The organism is Nocardioides dongkuii, assembly GCF_014127485.1.
In the GTDB taxonomy this organism is placed as follows: domain Bacteria; phylum Actinomycetota; class Actinomycetes; order Propionibacteriales; family Nocardioidaceae; genus Nocardioides; species Nocardioides dongkuii.
Map to the genome: position 1 here is coordinate 3,098,288 of NZ_CP059903.1, position 18,663 is coordinate 3,116,950.

General features: G+C 72.5%; 15 protein-coding genes and 1 tRNA gene. 8 read left to right on the top strand and 8 right to left on the bottom strand.

What is annotated here, in order from left to right; all coding sequences use genetic code 11:
* Positions 1-12: 12 nt before the first annotated feature.
* The gene (locus H4O22_RS14950; protein WP_182524156.1) at positions 13-2,010 is read right to left on the bottom strand and encodes an ATP-binding protein; all 1,998 of its coding nucleotides are present in this window, start codon (positions 2,008-2,010) and stop codon (positions 13-15) included.
* Positions 2,011-2,135: 125 nt separating this feature from the next.
* Between H4O22_RS14950 and H4O22_RS14955 the strand changes: the two genes are divergently transcribed.
* From H4O22_RS14955 to H4O22_RS14970, 4 genes are all read left to right on the top strand, one after another.
* On the top strand, positions 2,136-3,728 hold the full coding sequence (locus tag H4O22_RS14955) for a phytoene desaturase family protein (RefSeq protein ID WP_244962987.1): 1,593 nt from the start codon (positions 2,136-2,138) through the stop codon (positions 3,726-3,728).
* Positions 3,729-3,788: 60 nt separating this feature from the next.
* Positions 3,789-3,861 (top strand) — tRNA-Lys (locus H4O22_RS14960).
* Positions 3,862-4,092: 231 nt separating this feature from the next.
* A complete protein-coding gene (locus H4O22_RS14965; RefSeq protein WP_182524157.1) occupies positions 4,093-4,659 on the top strand; it encodes a SigE family RNA polymerase sigma factor in 567 nt (188 codons plus the stop codon).
* Positions 4,656-5,414 carry a hypothetical protein gene (locus tag H4O22_RS14970; RefSeq protein ID WP_182524158.1) on the top strand — a complete coding sequence of 253 codons (759 nt, stop codon included), beginning with the start codon at positions 4,656-4,658 and terminating at the stop codon, positions 5,412-5,414. The genes H4O22_RS14965 and H4O22_RS14970 overlap by 4 nt, the downstream gene beginning before the upstream one ends.
* 38 nt (positions 5,415-5,452) lie before the next feature.
* On the opposite strand, the gene H4O22_RS14975 is transcribed toward H4O22_RS14970, so the two are convergent.
* Positions 5,453-6,439, bottom strand: coding sequence for an AraC family transcriptional regulator (locus H4O22_RS14975; RefSeq protein WP_182524159.1), 987 nt, complete (start codon positions 6,437-6,439; stop codon positions 5,453-5,455).
* Positions 6,440-6,676: 237 nt separating this feature from the next.
* On the opposite strand from H4O22_RS14975, the gene H4O22_RS14980 reads away from it, so the two are divergent.
* Together H4O22_RS14980 and H4O22_RS14985 are read left to right on the top strand one after the other, a co-directional pair.
* On the top strand, positions 6,677-8,329 hold the full coding sequence (locus H4O22_RS14980; protein WP_182524160.1) for a sensor histidine kinase: 1,653 nt from the start codon (positions 6,677-6,679) through the stop codon (positions 8,327-8,329).
* A 99-nt stretch (positions 8,330-8,428) separates the two neighbouring features.
* Entirely contained in the window at positions 8,429-9,010 is a 582-nt protein-coding gene (locus H4O22_RS14985; protein WP_182524161.1) for a response regulator transcription factor, read from the top strand.
* Between the two features lie 41 nt (positions 9,011-9,051).
* Here H4O22_RS14985 and H4O22_RS14990 read toward each other — a convergent pair whose 3' ends face one another.
* From H4O22_RS14990 to H4O22_RS15015, 6 genes are all read right to left on the bottom strand, one after another.
* Positions 9,052-9,744, bottom strand: coding sequence for a response regulator (locus tag H4O22_RS14990; protein WP_182524162.1), 693 nt, complete (start codon positions 9,742-9,744; stop codon positions 9,052-9,054).
* Positions 9,741-12,221 carry a DUF4118 domain-containing protein gene (locus H4O22_RS14995; protein WP_182524163.1) on the bottom strand — a complete coding sequence of 827 codons (2,481 nt, stop codon included), beginning with the start codon at positions 12,219-12,221 and terminating at the stop codon, positions 9,741-9,743. The genes H4O22_RS14990 and H4O22_RS14995 overlap by 4 nt, the downstream gene beginning before the upstream one ends.
* Before the next feature lie 19 nt (positions 12,222-12,240).
* A complete protein-coding gene (gene kdpC, locus H4O22_RS15000) occupies positions 12,241-12,819 on the bottom strand; it encodes a potassium-transporting ATPase subunit KdpC (RefSeq protein ID WP_182524164.1) in 579 nt (192 codons plus the stop codon).
* A 5-nt stretch (positions 12,820-12,824) separates the two neighbouring features.
* Positions 12,825-14,861, bottom strand: coding sequence for a potassium-transporting ATPase subunit KdpB (kdpB, locus tag H4O22_RS15005; protein WP_406603315.1), 2,037 nt, complete (start codon positions 14,859-14,861; stop codon positions 12,825-12,827).
* A gap of 71 nt (positions 14,862-14,932) precedes the next feature.
* The gene (gene kdpA, locus H4O22_RS15010) at positions 14,933-16,591 is read right to left on the bottom strand and encodes a potassium-transporting ATPase subunit KdpA (protein WP_182524165.1); all 1,659 of its coding nucleotides are present in this window, start codon (positions 16,589-16,591) and stop codon (positions 14,933-14,935) included.
* Positions 16,591-16,680 carry a potassium-transporting ATPase subunit F gene (locus H4O22_RS15015; protein ID WP_182524166.1) on the bottom strand — a complete coding sequence of 30 codons (90 nt, stop codon included), beginning with the start codon at positions 16,678-16,680 and terminating at the stop codon, positions 16,591-16,593. Before H4O22_RS15015 ends, kdpA begins: the two co-directional genes overlap by 1 nt.
* Positions 16,681-16,948: 268 nt before the next feature.
* On the opposite strand from H4O22_RS15015, the gene H4O22_RS15020 reads away from it, so the two are divergent.
* Together H4O22_RS15020 and H4O22_RS15025 are read left to right on the top strand one after the other, a co-directional pair.
* Positions 16,949-18,511: a sodium-dependent transporter gene (locus H4O22_RS15020; RefSeq protein WP_182524167.1), complete on the top strand. Its 1,563-nt coding sequence runs from the start codon at positions 16,949-16,951 to the stop codon at positions 18,509-18,511.
* A complete protein-coding gene (locus H4O22_RS15025) occupies positions 18,508-18,648 on the top strand; it encodes a methionine/alanine import family NSS transporter small subunit (RefSeq protein ID WP_182524168.1) in 141 nt (46 codons plus the stop codon). Before H4O22_RS15020 ends, H4O22_RS15025 begins: the two co-directional genes overlap by 4 nt.
* The last annotated feature ends 15 nt before the right edge of the window (positions 18,649-18,663 follow it).

Sequence of the window (18,663 nt, forward strand, 5' to 3'; positions counted from 1 at the left end):
CCGGAACCTAGCTCACGCGACGACCGGGAGCCGGACGCAGAAGGTGGTGCCCTCCCCCACGGCGGAGGTCACGGTGACCGTGCCGCCGTGCTTCTCCACGGCCCCCCGGGCGATGGACAGGCCGAGCCCGCTGCCCTGGATGGCGTTGCGCTGCGCCAGCTCGGTGCGGAAGAACCGGGTGAACAGCCGCTCGTGGTCCTCCTCCGGGATGCCGATGCCGGAGTCGGCGACCGTCAGCTCCGCGGTCTCGCCGTCCACGGTCATGGCCACCTGGACCGTCCCGCCCGCGGGGGTGAACTTCACGGCGTTGCCGACCAGGTTGACCACGACCCGCTCGACCAGGTCGGGGTCGCCGAGCACCGGCACCGGCTCCTCGGGGAGGTCGATCGAGAGCCGGAGCCGCTTGCTCTTCGCGACCGGCACGACCACGTCGTACCCGGACCGGACGACGGCGCGCAGGTCCAGGACCTTCTCGGTGGCACCGAGCGAGGAGTCCGCCATCCGCGAGAGGGTCAGCAGGTCGTCGATGAGCGCGAGCAGCCGACCGCTGTTGCCCGACACCCGGCGCACGGCGTCGCGCTGGAGCGGCGTCAGCTCGCCGTACGAGCCGTCCTCGAGCATCTCCAGGTAGCCCAGGATGCTCGTGATCGGCGTCCGCAGCTCGTGGCTGACGCTGGAGACGAAGACGTCCTTGACCGCGTCGACCTCCCGGAGCCGCTCGACCGCCTCCTCGAGCGCTCCCTGGGTACGCAGCCGCTCGGTGATGTCCTCGGAGGTGCTCACGTAGCCCACGACGTGGCCCCGCTCGTCGGAGACCCGCGCGAGCGTCATCGCGTGGCTGCGCTCCTCCCCGTCCTTGCGGAGGAACCCGAGCTCGGTGGCGACCAGCTCGCGATCCATGATCGTCTCCACCACCGTGTCGAAGTCGGGGTCGACGCCGAGCTCCTCGGCCTTGCGGGCCACGGCCTCGTCCGAGTGCAGCCTGCGGGTGGACTCCCCGAGCACCTCGTCGCGCTGGTAGCCCAGCAGCCGCTCGGCTCCCGGGTTGAACAGCGTGATCAGCCCCCGCTCGTCGGTGCCGATGATCGCGACCCCCTGGGTCCCGTCGACGATGTTGCGCATCCGGTCGCGCTCCGCGGCGGCCTCCCGGGCGGTCTCGAGGTGCACCCCGGACCGCACGACCAGCGGGACGACGATGCCCGCGCAGGTGCTGGCGAAGGTCGCGAGCAGGATCCCGCGGGCGTCCACCGGGAGGCCGAACGCCTCGGGGACCGCCGCGAACGGGCCGAGCCCGAGAGTCGTCATCGTGATCGCGAACCCCAGCACCGCGCCCATCTGCAGCACCGCCTCGCGCGGCGCCAGCCGGATCGCGCCCCACGCCAGGACCGGCACGGCGAGGAAGACCACCGAGGGGAAGTCGTGGGGCAGGAAGACCAGCGGGGTCACCACCGCGACCACCAGCCACTGCGCGACCCGCTCGGCCGACCCGGCCGTCGGGCCGTGGTGCGGCAGCCGCGCGAAGAGCGGGACGACCGTGAGCTGGCTCGCCAGGTGGGCGCTGGCGAGCGTCAGCGCCACCAGCCACGGGTCGCCCCAGCCCGTCAGGAGGGAGGTGAGCGCACCCGCGACGGCGGCCACCGCGCCGCCGGCACCCCCGGCGACGAAGAACCGGCTCAGCTCCTCGTCGGTCCGCAACCCGGTCGGGCCGGGCCGGCCGCCGGTGAGCAGCCACCACACGACCACGGTCTCGACGGCGATGCCGAGGCCGAACCCGAGGGCGACCTCCGTGGGCCGGACCCACGCGATCGTCAGCACCGCCGTGACCAGCACCGTCACCACCACCGCAGCGACCTGGCGTCCGCGGGCCAGGAGGGCCGCGGTCGTCGCGAGGCCGACCGGCCAGATCCCGATCCCGTACCCGTCGTCGGGCGCGGCGAGGACCGCGGCGCACCCGAAGAGAGCGGTGGCTGCGAGCAGCAGCGCGACGCGCAGCACTGATGACCGAGTCACGTCCTACCCTCCCGCGGCCGCCTGTCGCCGATGATCCAAACACAGCGCGGGGGCGCGCGCCCCGTCGTTCCGCGCCACGCCCGGGGACACGTCACTGGTCTGGTCATCTCCTCTAGGTTGGGTCGGTGACCTCCCAGAGCAACGGACCGGGCCGCGCGTCCCGTCGGCAGTACGACGTGGTCGTGGTCGGGGGCGGGCACAACGGCCTCGTCTCCGCGGCGTACCTCGCCCGCGCGGGGCTCTCGGTCCTGCTCCTCGAGCGCCTCGACCACACCGGCGGCGCGGCGGTGTCGGCGAAGGCGTTCTCCGGCCACGACACCCGGCTCTCGCGCTACTCCTACCTGGTCTCCCTGATGCCGGAGCGGTTGATGGCCGACCTCGACCTCGACGTCACCCTCACCTCGCGCTCGACCGCGTCGTACACGCCCTGGAGCCGGGACGGGGTCACCGGCGGCCTGCTGATCGAGCGGCCCGAGGGTCCCGCGACCGCGGCGTCCTTCCGCGAGCTGACCGGCGGCGACGAGGAGCACGCCGCGTGGACCCGGTTCTACGCCGAGGTCGAGCAGCTCGCGGGGGTGGTCGCACCGACCCTGCTGGAGCCGCTGCCCACCGAGCGCCAGGTCCGCGACCGGGTCGGCGCGGAGATCTGGCGCGACGTCGTCGAGCAGCCGCTCGGGGCGGCGGTGGAGGCGCGCTTCCGCGACGACGTCGTCCGCGGGGTCGTCGCGACCGACGCGCTCATCGGCACCTTCGCCTCCCTGCGGGACCCCTCGCTGGTGCAGAACCGCTGCTTCCTCTACCACCTGGTCGGCAACGGCACCGGCGAGTGGCGGGTGCCGGTCGGCGGCATGGGCGCGGTCACGGACGCGCTCCGCCGCGCCGCGGTCACCGCGGGCGCGGAGGTGCTGACCTCCGCCGGGGTCAGCGACATCCGCGCGAGCGACGACGGCGCCGAGGTGACCTGGCACGCGGCGGGCGAGACCCACACGGTCGGAGCCCGTTTCGTCCTGGCCAACGTCGCGCCCTGGGTGCTGGGCCTGCTCCTGGGCGAGCCCGAGGACCTCACGACCAAGCCGGTCGGCTCCCAGCTGAAGATCAACTTCCTGCTCGACCGGCTGCCCGCCCTGCGCTCGGGCACCGACCCGGTCGTCGCCTTCGCCGGCACCCTCCACCTCGACGAGGAGTACAGCCGCCTCGAGACGGCGTACGCCGAGGCCGCGTCGGGCCGGGTGCCCTCCGTGCTGCCCGGCGAGGTCTACTGCCACTCCCTCTCCGACCCCTCCATCCTGGGTCCCGACCCCGCGGGCCGGCACACGCTGACCTACTTCGGCCTGCACACGCCGTCGACGCTGTTCGAGACCGACCCCGCGGCCAAGGCCACCGCGATCGAGCGCGCGATCGCATCCCTCGACGCCCACCTCGCCGAGCCGCTCGCGGGCTGCCTCGCCCGCGACGCCGAGGGGCGTCCCTGCATCGAGGCGAAGATCCCCCAGGAGATCGAGGCCGACCTCGCGATGCCCGGCGGGCACATCTTCCACGGGGACCTGGACTGGCCCTGGGCGTCGAACCGGGCCCGCCTGGAGACCCCCGCCCAGCAGTGGGGCGTCCAGACCGACCTGGGCGCCGTGCTCCTCTGCGGGTCCGGCGCACGCCGGGGCGGCGCGGTCTCGGGGATCGCCGGTCACAACGCCGCGCAGGCGGTCCTGGCGTCGCGGTGAGCACCCACCGATTTCTCCGCCCGGTGCGGCGCTGGTAGTATTCGTGTCGCTTCACAGCGGGCGCCATTAGCTCAATTGGCAGAGCAGCTGACTCTTAATCAGCGGGTTCGGGGTTCAAGTCCCTGATGGCGTACAGATACAGCCCCTGACCAGCGGAGACGCAGGTCAGGGGCTTTGTCGTGCCCGGCCTGTCCGGCCCTCGTGCGGACGCCGCCGAGGCGAGGGAGGGTCGTCGACGGGTCGCGGTGGCCGGTCGTGTCGGCGACCGCGGCCGTCGAGGTATCGCTGCCCGGGGCAACCGATCGGAGCGCCACACCCGTCAAGGGAGTGACGGCGACCGACGGTGCAGAGGAGACAGACCCAGATGAGACGCACCGACCGCGACCAGGAGTTTGCGGAGTTCGTCGCAGCTCACCGCAGCGCCCTGGTGTCGATGGGGCGGCTGCTCACGGCCGGGGACCAGGAGTGGGCTGAGGACCTCGTCCAGACGACCCTCACCAAGCTCTACGTGTCGTGGCCACGGGTTCGGCGCGCCGGAAACCCGGTCGGCTACGCCCGCACCGCGCTGACCCACGCCTTCGTCGACGAGACCCGCCGCGCCTACCGGCGTCGCGAGGTCGCCGCCGGCGGCACCGGCGACGACGCGTTCGTCGCCGGGGACGCCGGCCGCACCGCCGGCGTGCTCGACGGTGCGCCCGACGTCGACCTGCGTCGCGACGTCCTGGCCGCGCTGGCGGGGCTCGCGCCGCGACAGCGGGCCGTGGTGGTGCTGCGGCACTGGCTCGACCTCGACGTCGCCGAGACCGCCCGGTTGCTCGACTGCAGCGACGGCACGGTCAAGTCCCAGAACGCCAAGGCCCTCGCGCACCTGCGCGACGCCCTCGGCGAGACCGCCGTCCCCGCCCTTCCCATCCCTGAGGAGATCCGATGAACGACCTACGCCGCCTGCTCGACACTGCCGCACGTGCGCCGGACGCCCCGGCCGCCCCGCCCGCCGACGACCTCACCCGGGGCCGCGACGCGTTGCGCCGCCAGTGGCGCCGCCGTGGTGCGGTGAGCATGGCCGGCGTCGCCGCGCTCGCCGTGATCGGCGTCGGCGCGGCCACCGCCCTCGACGGGGGTGGTGGCGGCGGTGACCGCGGTGACTCGGTCACCGACCCCGGCGTCGCGGCTCAGCCCTCGTCGAGCGCCAGCCCGTCGCCGACTGCCCCGAGCGACCCGCCCGGGACGCCGTCGGGGGCTCAGGGCGAGCCCGCCCCCTCCGACGACGGCCTCACGGACGAAGGGCCGCGCTACTACGAGCCGCGCACCGTCGACGGCCGCGTGGTGGTGGGCCCCTACTCCTTCGACGCCGTTCCCGAGGGTTGGGAGATCCAAGGCGGCACCCGGACCTTCGTGACGATGGTGCCGCTCTCCGGCGCCCCCGACCGCTTCCCGGAGGCGTTCGAGGACAAGCTCGTCATCATGTACGAGAAGATCGGCCCTCTCGGCGGCCGTCCCGGCACCATCGAGGGTCGCGACTACGTCATCCGCGGCGACTCCGGGCACACGACCCTCGCCACCGCCACCCTGGACGGCGAGCCGCGGGGTTCGGTGCGCGTGCAGTTCCCCGACGGCGCCTTCGCGGTGGACGACATGCTCCAGCTTCTCGCCTCGGTCAGGGTCGGGCCCGAGGTCGCGGGCTGAGTCCGCAGCAGCGCCTGGCCGCGAGTTCTCCGCGATGCTCAGGGAACCGGCCGGGCCAGGGTCGCCGAGGGGCTCTCGCCGAACTCCTCGCGGTAGGCGACCGAGAAGCGCCCCTGGTGCAGGATCCCGAAGCGCAGCGCCACCTCCTGGACCGTGGCCTCCCCCGGCCGCGTCGCGGTCAGCGCGGCCCGCGCGCGCCGGAGCCTGACCCCGCGCAGGTACGCCATGGGCGCGGTGTCGACGGAGCGCTTGAAGCCGTCCTGGAGCGCCCGGACGCTCAGGTGGACCTCGCTCGCCAGGCCGACCGTCGTCCAGGGGTGCTCGGGACGCTCCTCCAGCAGGTCGATCGCGCGCTGGATGGGCAGCCGGCGCGCGGGGGGCGCCGGCCGCTGGAGCTCTTCGCTGTAGTTGTGGCGGTGCGCGAGCAGGAAGCTGTCCACCAGGAGCCCCTCCACGTGGCGCTGCACCAGGGGCAGCACGCTCGTCGGGGTCGGGCTGACCAGCTGCTGCAGCACGAGCTGGGCGGCCGGGGCCAGCGCGTTGGCCAGCCCGTCGGCCGAGATCTTGAGCTCGGGGACCAACCGTCCGCGCACGCGGTGCCCGAGCAGCGACTCCAGCTGGCGCTCGACGACCTCCTCGGGCAGGAGCAGGGCGAGCACCCGGGACCCGCGGAACCACCGCGCGTCGGCGACCGTGCCGGACTCGTAGACGAGCCCCTCCCCCGCCACGGCGGTCTCGATCTCGGCACCGTTGGACGCCCCCGCCGCACGACCCTGGAGGGTGAGGTTGACGTGGTAGCCGTGGGTGGCGCTGGTGAGCATCCGTGCCCCGGCGCCGTAGGACAGCAGCCCCGCCGTCGACGACCCGATCCGGACGTCGTGGAGCTCCATGTGGAACTGTCCGTGCTCCGGGGAGGGGATGACGAGCCGGTGGTCGAGCTGGTACGTCGTCATCACCGCGGCTTCGGCCTCCGCGGGATCGGTCGTCCGCCACGTCGACACGCGGCTGTCTCCCAACCTGGTCACGATCTCCTCTGACTCGCCCCGAGCGCCACGTCGTCGGCGTCATCATAGGGGTCCGCGACCACCCGCATTGTCCGATCCACGCCGGGCGTTGTCCCGTTCGCGCAGGGGCCCCGGTGATCACCCCGTTCCCCGGACGGGGCGCCGGCGCACGGCGTACTCTGCGACCCACGAGCAGCTGCGTTGACCCGGCAACGGCGGCCTCGTCGAGCTCGCAGCGGAACAGGCCACGACATGCTCTTGAGGGCTCCCGCCGTCGACCGGACCCGCACGCCCCTGGGCTGGCAGCTGCCCACGCTGTGCCTCGCGGCCGTGGTGGCAGGCGGCCTCCTGGCCCAGGACCGGGCGTCCGCCCCGGCATCCACCGGGTGCGGCCTCCTCCTCCTCGCCGTCCTGACCGTGCTGGCCGGTGTCGTCCCCTGGGCCCGCGTGCCCCGACTCTGGCAAGCACTCGTGCCGGTGCTGTCGGTGGTCGCCGTCGCCATGATGGAGTTCCGCTCGGTCGCCGTGATGCCCTCCGTGGTGCTGCTGGCCGCGGTCCCCGTCCTGTGGCTGGCGCTCGAGTTCGGCCGGACCGGCCTGGCCCTCGCCCTCGCCTCGGTCGGCGGCCTCGCGTGCGTCGCCTACCTGGGCGCGGCGTCGCTGCCGACCTCCGGCGCCGGGTGGGCGCAGCTCGTGATGGCGCCCGCGGTCGCCGTCGGGCTGTGCCTGGCGGCCCGGCACCTGGCCGACGACCTCCAGGACAAGCACGACGCCATGAAGGAGCAGTCGGCGCTGGTCGAGACCGCGCTCGAGCTCGCGCACGACCGGCTCCTCATGGTGCAGGCGATCCTGGACTCCGTCGACGCGGGCATCGTCGGCTACGACCGGGAGGGCGAGGTGATCCTGGAGAACTCCACCGCCCACGACCTCGACACACGGATCGACACCGGCGCGGAGGGCTCGAAGGGCTCGGAGGGCTCGGACGGACCTCACTACTACTTCGAGGACCGGACCACCCGCGTGCCCAGCGACGAGCACGCCGGCGCCCGAGCGAGGCGGGGTGAGGAGTTCTCGCCCCAGACCTACTGGTTCGGGCCGCCGGAGGACCAGGTCGCGGTGATGCTCTCGGCGCGCCAGATCCACCGCCACAACGGTGACCGGTTCGGCGCCGTCGTCGTGGGCTGGGAAGTCACCGACATCCTCGAGGCGGTCCGGGTGCGCGAGGAGTTCCTCACGACGGTCTCCCACGAGCTGAGGACGCCGCTGACCTCGATCATCGGCTACCAGGAGCTGATCGCCGAGGAGCTCGACCCGCAGGACCAGCAGGGCCAGCGGATCTCGGCCATGCTCTCGGTCGCCCAGCGCAACGCGGGCGTGCTGCTGTCCCGTGTCTCCCAGCTGCTGCAGGTCTCGGGAGCCGACGGGCCGGAGATCCGGCCCCGGCCCGTGGACGTCTCGGCCCTGCTGCACGACGCCGTGGTCAAGCACCGGCCCGTCGCCCTGTCCGCCGGCATCCACCTGGCCACCACGGTGGCGGACGGGGTGGGCGCCGACCTGGACCCCGACGCCTGGGAGCAGGTGGTCGACAACCTGGTCTCGAACGCGCTCAAGTACACCCCCGCCGGTGGCCGGGTCGACGTCTGCCTCGAGGAGGACGGCGACAGGTTCGTCCTGCAGGTGGTCGACACGGGCATCGGGATGTCGCGCGCCGAGCAGAAGCGCGCGTTCGAGCGGTTCTACCGGACGACCTCGGCCCGCGACAGCGCGATCCAGGGTCTCGGGGTCGGGCTGTCCATCACCCAGCAGATCATCGAGGCCCACGGTGGTGACGTCACCCTCTCCAGCACCCCCGGCCGAGGGACCTCCGTGACCGCCCGCTCGCCGCTGCGCGCGGCCCGCGCCGCCGGCTGATCCGCAGGGGCAGGACGCACACGCGATCGAGGGGCCCTGCGTGCGAGGGCCCGCCGGGTCGGTACCGTCCCTCCTGTCGAGCAGCGGAGGAGGCGCGGCATGGCACGGGTTCTGATCGCCGAGGACGACGCCGACATCGCCGCCCTCGTCGCCGAGTCGCTCGCGGGACGTCACGACGTCGTCCACGTGGCGGACGGACGCGCTGCGCTGGAGCGCTGCCGGCGCGAGCACTTCGACATCTTGATCTTCGACATCCGGATGCCGTACCTGACCGGCCTCGAGGTCGCCGACCAGCTCCGCCACGAGGGCCTGCTCCGCTGGTCGCCGCTGATCCTGCTCACCGCCCAGCCGGCCGAGCGCTATGCAGCACTGGGGTACGCCCTCGGAGCACGCGTCTACGTCCCGAAGCCGTTCAGCCCCGCTGAGCTCGCCCGCACGGTCGAGCAGCTGCTGCGCTCGCGCGTACGGCAGCCGGGCGACGGCGCGAGCGGCGCGATGGAGCAGCCGCGCACGGTCGAGACCTTCTTCGTCAACGGCACCTGGCGCAACCGGGTCGTGGGCGGACGGCCCCTCGACGGCGTCTACCAGACGCGCAAGGCCGCGGTCCGGGCCGGCTCGGCGCTCGCCCTGCGCTGGCACGTCCCCCACCACGTCGTCTATGCCCGCATCACCGAGCCGTGACCCGGGCCGCGCGGGAGGGCTGACCGCGCCGGGCCGCCGGGTCAGCGGGCGTCGGTCAACCGGGGCGCGAACCGGTAGCCCAGCCCCGGCTCGGTGACGAACAGGGTGGGGTGGGCGGGGTCGCGCTCCAGCTTGTGGCGGATCGCGGAGAGGTGCACCCGCAGGTAGTTGCTGTTCCGCTCGTACGTCGGCCCCCACACGGCGTGGAGGAGCTCGCCCTGGCGCACGAGCTGCCCGCGCCGTCGGGCCAGGTGCGCCACGAGCTTCCACTCCGTGGGGGTCAGGTGGATGCTCTCCCCGTCCCGGGAGGCGCGGGAGTCGTCGATGTCGAGGGACAGCCCGTCGAGCTCCAGGCAGGGCGAGGGCGTCTCCTGACCGGCACGTCGGGTGACCACGCGGACCCGGGCGAGCAGCTCCTCGAGCGAGAACGGCTTGCTGATGTAGTCGTCGGCACCGAGGTCGAGGGCCTCGACCTTGTCGTCGGGCTCGGTGCGCGCCGAGACGACGATCACCGGGACCGAGCTGAACGTGCGGAGCCGGGTGAGGACGGCGACCCCGTCGACGTCGGGCAGGCCGAGGTCGAGCAGGATCGCGTCCGGCATCCGCTCGTCGACGATCTGCAGTGCCGACCGTCCGTCGCCGGCGGCTTCCACGTCGTAGCCGCGCGCCCGGAGGTTGACCGACAGCGTGCGACGGATCGACGGGTCGTCGTCGACGACCAGCACGAAGGTCATCGTGCCTCCCTCAGCTCGAGGACGAAGGTGAGCCCGCCACCCGGGGTGTCCTCGGTGGTGATCGTGCCACCGATCGCCTCGAGGAGACCGTGGGCGACGGCGAGCCCGAGCCCCACCCCGTCGCCTCCGGGCACGTCGCCGAGGCGCTGGAAGGGCACGAAGAGCTCGTCGTGCTCCCGGTCGCGTACGCCGGGGCCGGTGTCGGCGATCCGGAGGGCGACCCGGTCGGGGCTGATGGGGGCCGCGTCGATGGTGATGGCGGCGTCCTCCGGGGTGTACTTCAGCGCGTTCTCGCAGATGTTGGCCAGGACCCGGTCCAGCAGGCCCGGGTCGGCGAGGACGACGCAGTCCTCCGCGATGGCGACCCGGATCCGGCTGCTGCCGGCGAGCGGGACGAGGCTGCTGCGGACCGCCGGGGCGAGGGCGACCTCCGTGATCGCGGCCTTGACCGAGCCGGTGTGGATGCGGCTCATGTCCAGGAGGTTGGTGACCAGGGCGATGAGCCGGTCCGTGGCCTCGCGGATGGCCTCGAGGAACTCCTCCTCGTCCTCGTCGGACCACGTCATGTCGGGGGCGCAGAGGCTGTCCGTGGCGATCTTGAGCGCGGAGAGGGGCGAGCGGAGGTCGTGGGACACCGCGGCCAGCAGGGCGGTGCGGGTCCGGTCGACCTCGGTGAGCCGGAGCCGCTCGACCTCGGCCTCGGTCGCGGCCCGACGCTCGGCCATGACGCGGGCGTAGGCGGCGTAGGCGTTCAGCAACCCGCGCTCGGAGGCCGGCAGCTTCGTCCCGGAGAGCGCCAGGACGGTGTCGGCGTCGATCTCGGCCACCATGTCGGCCTGCGCGATCGATCCTGGAGGAACCCCGTGGCTCGCCACGACGGACTCATCGGCCCGCCGCAGGATCGCTGCCCCGCGTGCGTGGAAGAGCTCGCACGCCGAGGACAGCAGGCCCGAGGGGTCGTCGGTGGCGTGCAGGAGGCTGTGGGACAGGACCGTGAGCGCATCGGCCTCGGCCCGGGCCTTGACGGCCTGCTTGGTACGCCGTGCGGCGAGGTCGACGACGGTGGCGACCGCGACCCCGACGACGACGAACAGCACCAGCGCCAGGACGTTCTCGGGCTCGTCGATCGTCAGCACGTAGGTCGGTGAGACGAAGAGGAAGTTGAGCAGGACCCCGCTGGCGAGGGCCGCGATGACGGCGGGGACCAGGCCGCCGATCAGGGCCGTGGCGACCACGACCGCCATCAGCACCATGGACTCGGTGGTCAGGCCGTGCCAGTGGTGGGTCCACCACAGCAGCGCACTGACGACGGCCGGCGCCAGGACGCCGCAGAGGTAGCCCAGCACCCGGCGACGGCGACTGAGCGTGTCGGGGGTGCGGGCACTGGCGTTGGCGCCGCGGGCGTAGTCGTGGGTGACGATGTGCACGTCGATGTCGCCCGACCCGGCGACGACCCGCTCGCCGACCCCCGGGCGGAGCAAGGTGGAGGTCCGGCCCCGGCGGCTCGCGCCGATCACGACCTGGGTCGCGTTCTCGGCACGGGCGAAGTCGAGGATCCCCTCCGCGGGATCGTCGCTGATCACCGTGTGGAAGGTGCCGCCGAGCTGCTCGGCCTTCTTCCGCAGCTCGGCGAGGGTGTCCGGGGAGACGCCGGTGAGCCCGTCCTGCCGAGCGATGTAGAGGGTGTGCCACTCCCCCGCCGAGACCCGGGAGGCGATCCGGGCGGCCCGCCGCATCAGCGTGCTCGACTCCGGACCACCGCTGACCGGCACGATGATGCGCTCCCGCGTGGCCCACGTGGAGTCGATCTGGTGCTGGTCGCGGTAGCGGTCCAGCCCTTCCTCCACCCGGTCGGCGAGCCAGAGCAGCGCGAGCTCGCGCAGGGCGGTCAGGTTCCCCTCCCGGAAGTACTGGGAGAGGGCGGCGTCGACCTTGTCGGCGCGGTAGACGTTGCCGTGCGCCATCCGGCGCCGGAGCGCCTGCGGGCTCATGTCCACGAGCTCGATCTGGTCCGCCGACCGGACCACGTCGTCGGGGACCGTCTCGCGCTGCCGCACCCCGGTGATCGCCTCGGTGACGTCGTTGAGCGACTCCAGGTGCTGGATGTTGACGGTCGTGATGACCTCGATGCCGGCGTCGCGCAGCGCCTGGACGTCCTGCCAGCGCTTCTGGTTCCGGCTCCCGGGCACGTTGGTGTGGGCCAGCTCGTCGACCAGCACCACGCTCGGCGAGCGGAGGAGGATGGCGTCGAGGTCCATCTCCTCACGGTGGGTGTCCCGGTAGGCGAGCTGGCGCCGCGGGACCACCTCGAGCGGCTCCAGCACCTCGGCGGTCCTGGGGCGCCCGTGGGTCTCGACGTACCCGACCACGACGTCGGTCCCCCGCTCCGCCCGGCGACATCCCTCCTGCAGCATCGCGACGGTCTTGCCGACGCCGGGCGCGGCGCCCAGGTACACCCGCAGCCTTCCGCGGTCCATCCCTACTCCTCCGGCTCCGTCATCCCCGCGCGGCCTCCTGGACAGCCACGTTCAGCTCGAGGACGTTGACGCCCGGCTCGCCGAGGAAGCCGAGGAAGCGACCGTCGGTGTGCTCGTCGATCAGCTCCTCGACCTGCCCCAGGGTAAGGCCGTTGGCCTCGGCGACCCGAGGGGCCTGGAGGGCGGCGTACTCCGGCGAGATGTGCGGGTCCAGGCCGGAGCCCGAGGCAGTGACGGCGTCGGGGGGCACCTCGCTCTCCCCGACCGACTCGGTCTCCGCCACCGCGGCGCGGCGCTCCGCGACGAGGGCGAGCAGGTCGGGGTTGGAGGGCCCCAGGTTGCTGGGGGCCGAGGCGAGGCTGTCGTAGTCGTTGGCCGAGGGGCGGGAGTGGAACCACTGCTCCCCCTCGAAGTCCTGCCCCAGGAGCCGGGAGCCGACGACCCGGCCCTCGACCGTGACGGGCTGACCGTCGGCGCGGTCCCCAAAGGTCTGTCCCGCGACCCAGACGGCCGCCGGGTAGGCGACGCCGAGGACGACGGTGAAGACCAGCATGGTGCGCAGCGCGGCCAGTGACTGGCGAGAGAAGTCCGTGAGCATGATGGTCAGCCGATCCCGGGGATGGTGGAGACGAGCAGGTCGATGAGCTTGATGCCGGCGAACGGGACGACGACGCCGCCGAGGCCGAAGACGAGCATGTTGCGGCGCAGGACGGCCGTGGCGGACGCGGCCCGGAAGCGGACCCCGCGCAGGGCCAGCGGGATGAGCGCCACGATGACCAGCGCGTTGAAGATCACCGCCGAGAGGATCGCCGACTGCGGGGTGGCCAGCCCCATGACGTTGAGCGCGTCGAGGGACGGGTAGGCGGCCACGAACATCGCCGGGATGATCGCGAAGTACTTGGCGACGTCGTTGGCGATCGAGAACGTGGTCAGCGCCCCGCGGGTGACCAGCAGCTGCTTGCCGATCTCGACGATGTCGATGAGCTTCGTGGGGTCGGAGTCGAGGTCGACCATGTTGCCGGCCTCCTTCGCCGCGGCCGTCCCGCTGTTCATCGCCACGCCGACGTCGGCGGCCGCGAGCGCCGGGGCGTCGTTGGTGCCGTCGCCGGTCATCGCCACCAGCCGGCCCCCGGACTGCTCCTTGCGGATGTAGTCCATCTTGTCCTCGGGCGTCGCCTCGGCGAGGAAGTCGTCGACACCGGCCTCGTCGGCGATCGCCTGGGCCGTCAGCGCGTTGTCGCCGGTGATCATCACCGTGCGGATGCCCATGGATCGCAGCTCGGCGAACCGCTCGGCCATGCCCTCCTTCACGACGTCCTTGAGGTGCACGACCCCCAGTGCACAGGCCTGACCGTCCGGCGTCCTGCGGGCGATCACCAGCGGGGTCCCGCCCAAGCGGGCGATGTCGTTGACCAGGTCGTTGACACCGGCGCCGGGGTCGGATCCCAGCCAGGCGGCGACCGCGGAGCTGGCGCCCTTGCGGATCTCGGTGCCGTCGGCGAGGTCGACGCCGGACATCCGGGTCTGCGCGGTGAACTCCACGAAGGTCGCTCCCTGCGGCAGGTCTCGGTCGTCGGCTCCCTGGGCGAGGGCGAGCGTGACGATCGACCGGCCCTCGGGGGTCTGGTCGGCGAGGCTGGAGAGCCGCGCGGTGTCGCGGAGGTCCTCGGCGGTCGTGCCCGTGGTCGGCACGAGCTCGCTGGCCTGCCGGTTGCCGTAGGTGATGGTGCCGGTCTTGTCGAGCAGCAGGGTGGACACGTCGCCTGCGGCCTCCACGGCACGCCCGGACATGGCGAGCACGTTGACCCTGACCAGGCGGTCCATGCCGGCGATGCCGATGGCCGAGAGCAGGGCGCCGATCGTGGTGGGGATCAGGCAGACCAGCAGTGCGATCAGCACGACCAGGTCCTGCGGGGCGCCGGCGTACTCGGCCATCGGGGCCAGGGTCGCGACCGCCGCCAGGAACGTGAGGGTGAGGCTGACCAGCAGGATCGACAGCGCGATCTCGTTGGGGGTCTTGCGCCGGGACGTGCCCTCGACCAGCCCGATCATCTTGTCCAGGAAGGAGTGGCCGGCGGCCGCCGTGATCCGGACGACGATCCGGTCGGAGAGCACCGTGGTGCCTCCCGTGACGGCACTGCGGTCCCCGCCGGCCTCGCGGATCACCGGCGCGGACTCCCCGGTGATCGCGGACTCGTCCACGCTGGCGACGCCCTCGACGACGTCGCCGTCACCGGGGACGACCTGCCCCGCCTCGACCACGACCCGGTCGCCGACCTGGAGCTGGGTGCTCGGCACCTCGGTCTCGTGACCGTCGTCGTCGAGCAGCCGGGCCACGGTGTCGGACCGGGTGGCGCGCAGCGAGGCGGCCTGCGCCTTGCCGCGGCCCTCGGCGACCGCCTCGGCGAGGTTGCCGAAGATCACGGTGAGCCACAGCCAGACCGCGAGCCACCAGGCGAACACGCTGGGGTCGACGACGGCGACGACGGTGGTGGCGACCGAGCCGAGCCAGACCAGGAACATCACCGGCGAGCGCCACAGGTGCCGCGGATCGAGCTTGCGAAGCGCCTCGGGGAGCTGCCGCGCCCCCTGGGCGAGGAGGACGCGCAGCCCCATGCTGGAGGCCGGCTGGTGGACCAGCCCGGACGGCGCGGGTCCGGACGGCTCCGTGGAGCCGGGAGCCGTGGGCGGGGTGGTGGAGGTCGTGGTGCTCACGCGAGTGCCTCAGCAATCGGTCCGAGTGAAAGGGCGGGGAAGTAGGTCAGCGCCGTGAAGACGATGACGACGCCGACCAGCAGCGTCACGAAGATCGGCTTGTGCGTCGGGAGGGTGCCGGCCGTGGTGGGGACCTTGGCCTGCTCGGCGAGCGAGCCGGCGAGCAGCAGGACGAGCACGATGGGGACCAGCCGCCCCAGGAGCATCGCGAGCCCGAGGGAGATCTGGAAGAAGTCCGAGGTCACCGTGATGCCGCCGAACGCGCTGCCGTTGTTGTTCGCGCCCGAGGTGTAGGCGTAGAGGACCTCGGTGAACCCGTGTCCGCCGGGGTTGCCCATGGCGTCCGCCGTGGAGTCCAGGGCGATCGCGAGGCCCGTCCCGACCAGCACGATCGCGGGGGTGGTGAGCATGTACAGGGCGACGTAGGTCATCTGCCGCGACCCGATCTTCTTGCCCAGGAGCTCCGGGGTGCGCCCCACCATCAGGCCGGCGATGAAGACCGCCACGACCGCCAGGACGAGGATCCCGTAGATGCCCGAGCCCACGCCGCCGGGCGTGACCTCGCCGAACATCATGTTCACCAGGACCATCCCGCCGCCGGTGGGCGTCAACGAGTCGTGGGAGGCGTTGACCGCACCGGTGGAGGTGCCGGTGGTGGCCACCGCGAACAGCGCGGACGCCCACTCGCCGAACCGGGTCTCCTTGCCCTCCATCGTCGCGCCGGCGACCTGGCCGGCCTGGGAGCGGGCACCGACCTCGGCGGCGGTGACCACGGCCAGGGAGATGGCGAACAGCACGCCCATCGTGGCGAGGATCGCCAGGCCCTGCCGGCGGTTGCCGAGCATGGTGCCGAGGGTGCGGGTCAGGCAGGCCGGGATGAGGAGGATCAGCAGGATCTCGAGCAGGTTGGTGTAGCCGCTCGGGTTCTCGAACGGGTGGGCGGAGTTGGCGTTGAAGAAGCCGCCGCCGTTCGTGCCGAGCTCCTTGATCGACTCCTGGCTGGCCACCGGTCCCCCGGTGAGCACCTGGCCGTGACCGGCGAGCGTGTCCATCGGGGTGTCCGAGAAGCTCTGCACCACGCCGCCGGCGATCAGCAGCAGCGCGCTCACGAACGCGATCGGCAGCAGGATCCGCAGCGTGCCGCGCGTGAGGTCCACCCAGAAGTTGCCGATGGTGCCGGTGCGGCTGCGTACGAAGCCGCGGACCAGGGCGACGGCCACGGCCATCCCCACCGCGGCGGAGAGGAAGTTCTGGACCGCCAGGCCGGCCATCTGGACGGTGAAGCCCAGGGTGGACTCGCCGGCGTAGGACTGCCAGTTGGTGTTGGCGACGAAGGAGGCGGCGGTGTTGAACGACATCCAGAACGGCACCCCGGGCAGGTCCCGGTCGAACGGCAGGTAGGCCTGCGCCAGCTGGATGACCATCAGCAGGACGACGCCGACCGCGGAGAACCCGACCACGCTGACGGCGTAGGAGCGCGAGCTCTGCTCGACCTCGGGGTCGACTCCGGTGAGTCGGTAGACGACGCGCTCGGCGCGCAGGTGCCGGGCGCTCTCGTAGACGCGGGCCATGTAGTCGCCCAGCGGCCGGTAGACCAGGGCGAGCACCAGCACCAGGGTCGCGATCGAGAGCAGGCCCGCAACGGTGTCAGACACTAGAAACGCTCCGGGAAGATCAAGGCGATCAGCAGGTAGATCGCTGCGGCGACGACTGCCACGAGGAGCAGTCCGTTCTCAAGGCTCATGTCGCCCAGCCAAGACCCGCCCGGAGCGCGAGCCCGCCATCTTGACGCCGTCTTAACCGGTCTTGACACGCAATTGCCGCCGCCCCTCCCGGACGCCCCCACCCACGCCGAGTCGGCGTGAGTTGACGCCCGAGTCGGCGTGAGTTGCGGCCCCCGGCGTCGACGTGGGAGGAGGTGCACGCCCGGCGACCAGCTCGGGTCCCGGGAGCATCGGCGCGCCCGTCCGGGCCTAGCATGCGGTACCGGACAACGACGTCAGGAGGCCGTCATGGCGACCCCACCCCCCGAGCAGGGTCCCGAGTCCGCCCAGCGGACGCAGCAGGAGGCGCGACGCGGTGCGTTCTCCTCGCGCCGGGTCTTCATCCTCGCCGCGATCGGCTCCGCGGTGGGCCTCGGCAACATCTGGCGGTTCCCGTACGTCGCCTACGAGAACGGCGGCGGCGCGTTCGTCATCCCGTACCTCATCGCGCTCCTGACCGCCGGGCTGCCGTTCCTCTTCGTCGACTACGCGCTGGGCCACAAGCACCGTGGCTCCGCACCCCTGTCGTTCGCCCGTGAGTCACCGCGCACCGAGGTGCTCGGCTGGTGGCAGGTCGCGATCTGCTTCGTGATCGCGGTCTACTACGCGGCGATCATCGGCTGGGCGCTGCGCTACACCTTCTTCTCCGTCGACAAGGCGTGGGGCTCGGACCCCGGAGGCTTCTTCTCCGGCGACTTCCTGCAGACCAGCGCCCCGGGCGTGACCGCGGACGTCGTCGTGGGCGTGCTGGTGCCGCTGCTGATCGTCTGGGCCGCCGTGCTGCTCATCATGGGCCTCGGCGTGCAGAAGGGCATCGGCGCGACCTCGGTGGTCTTCATCCCGCTGCTGGTGCTGGCGTTCGGGTTCCTCGTCGTCCGCTCCCTGTTCCTGCCCGGTGCCGCCGACGGCCTGGACGCGCTCTTCACCCCCGACTGGGGCGCCCTCACCGACGCGTCGGTGTGGGCGGCGGCGTTCGGCCAGATCTTCTTCTCGCTCTCGATCGGCTTCGGCATCATGATCACCTACGCGTCGTACGTCGGGCGCCGCACCGACATGACCGGCTCCGGCCTGGTCGTCGGCTTCGCCAACTCCGGCTTCGAGCTGCTCGCCGGCATCGGCGTCTTCGCCGCGCTCGGCTTCATGGCGCAGGCCAACGGCACAGCGGTCGACGAGGTCGTCCAGAGCGGCATCGGCCTCGCCTTCGTCGCCTTCCCGGCGATCATCAGCGAGGCGGCGGGCGGCTCGGTGATCGGGGTGCTGTTCTTCGGCTCCCTGGTCATCGCGGGCCTCACCTCGCTGGTCAGCGTGCTCGAGGTCGTCGTCTCGGCGGTCCGCGACAAGTTCGACCTGCAGCGGGTCACCGCGGTCCTGGTCGTGGGCGTCCCGGCGACGGCGCTCAGCGTCGTGCTGTTCTCGACCACGAGCGGGCTGCACGTCCTCGACATCGTCGACTTCTTCATCAACCGCTTCGGCATCCTCTTCGTGGCCGTGGTGGCGATGGTCGTGCTGGCGTGGGGCGTCCGGGCGCTCCCCGGCCTCGCGACGCACCTCAACCACCACGGGTCCATCCGGCTCAGCCGGGGCTGGATCGTCCTCGTCTCGGTCGTGGCGCCGCTCGCACTGGGCTTCGTGCTCCTCCGCGACTTCCTGGACACCCTCGAAAAGCCGTACGGCGACTACCCGGCCTGGATGCTGAACGTCTTCGGCTGGGGGTCGGCGGCGCTGGTCCTCGCCGCCGCGGTCGTGGTCACGTTCCTCGGCCGGCGCGCGGACACACCTGCCGACAACACCAGGAAGGAGGCCGACCGATGAACACCGAGGCGATCGTGATGATGGTCATCGCCATGCTGGTCCTGTGGGGCGGGCTGGGGCTCGCCCTGCTCAACCTGCACCGCACCAACCCCGACTCCCCCGACCCCGCGCCCGACCACCTCCACCGCGACCTCTGAGGGGTCGGCGCCGGC

Excerpts from the sequence above, each read along its gene's own strand:
- H4O22_RS14990 (WP_182524162.1), bottom strand. The coding sequence starts at position 9,744 with ATGACCTTCGTGCTGGTCGTCGACGACGACCCGTCGATCCGTCGCACG.
- H4O22_RS15020 (WP_182524167.1), top strand. The coding sequence starts at position 16,949 with ATGGCGACCCCACCCCCCGAGCAGGGTCCCGAGTCCGCCCAGCGGACG.
- H4O22_RS15015 (WP_182524166.1), bottom strand. The coding sequence starts at position 16,680 with ATGAGCCTTGAGAACGGACTGCTCCTCGTGGCAGTCGTCGCCGCAGCG.
- H4O22_RS14995 (WP_182524163.1), bottom strand. The coding sequence starts at position 12,221 with ATGGACCGCGGAAGGCTGCGGGTGTACCTGGGCGCCGCGCCCGGCGTC.
- H4O22_RS14965 (WP_182524157.1), top strand. The coding sequence starts at position 4,093 with ATGAGACGCACCGACCGCGACCAGGAGTTTGCGGAGTTCGTCGCAGCT.
- H4O22_RS14970 (WP_182524158.1), top strand. The coding sequence starts at position 4,656 with ATGAACGACCTACGCCGCCTGCTCGACACTGCCGCACGTGCGCCGGAC.
- H4O22_RS15025 (WP_182524168.1), top strand. The coding sequence starts at position 18,508 with ATGAACACCGAGGCGATCGTGATGATGGTCATCGCCATGCTGGTCCTG.
- kdpC (WP_182524164.1), bottom strand. The coding sequence starts at position 12,819 with ATGCTCACGGACTTCTCTCGCCAGTCACTGGCCGCGCTGCGCACCATG.
- H4O22_RS14985 (WP_182524161.1), top strand. The coding sequence starts at position 8,429 with ATGGCACGGGTTCTGATCGCCGAGGACGACGCCGACATCGCCGCCCTC.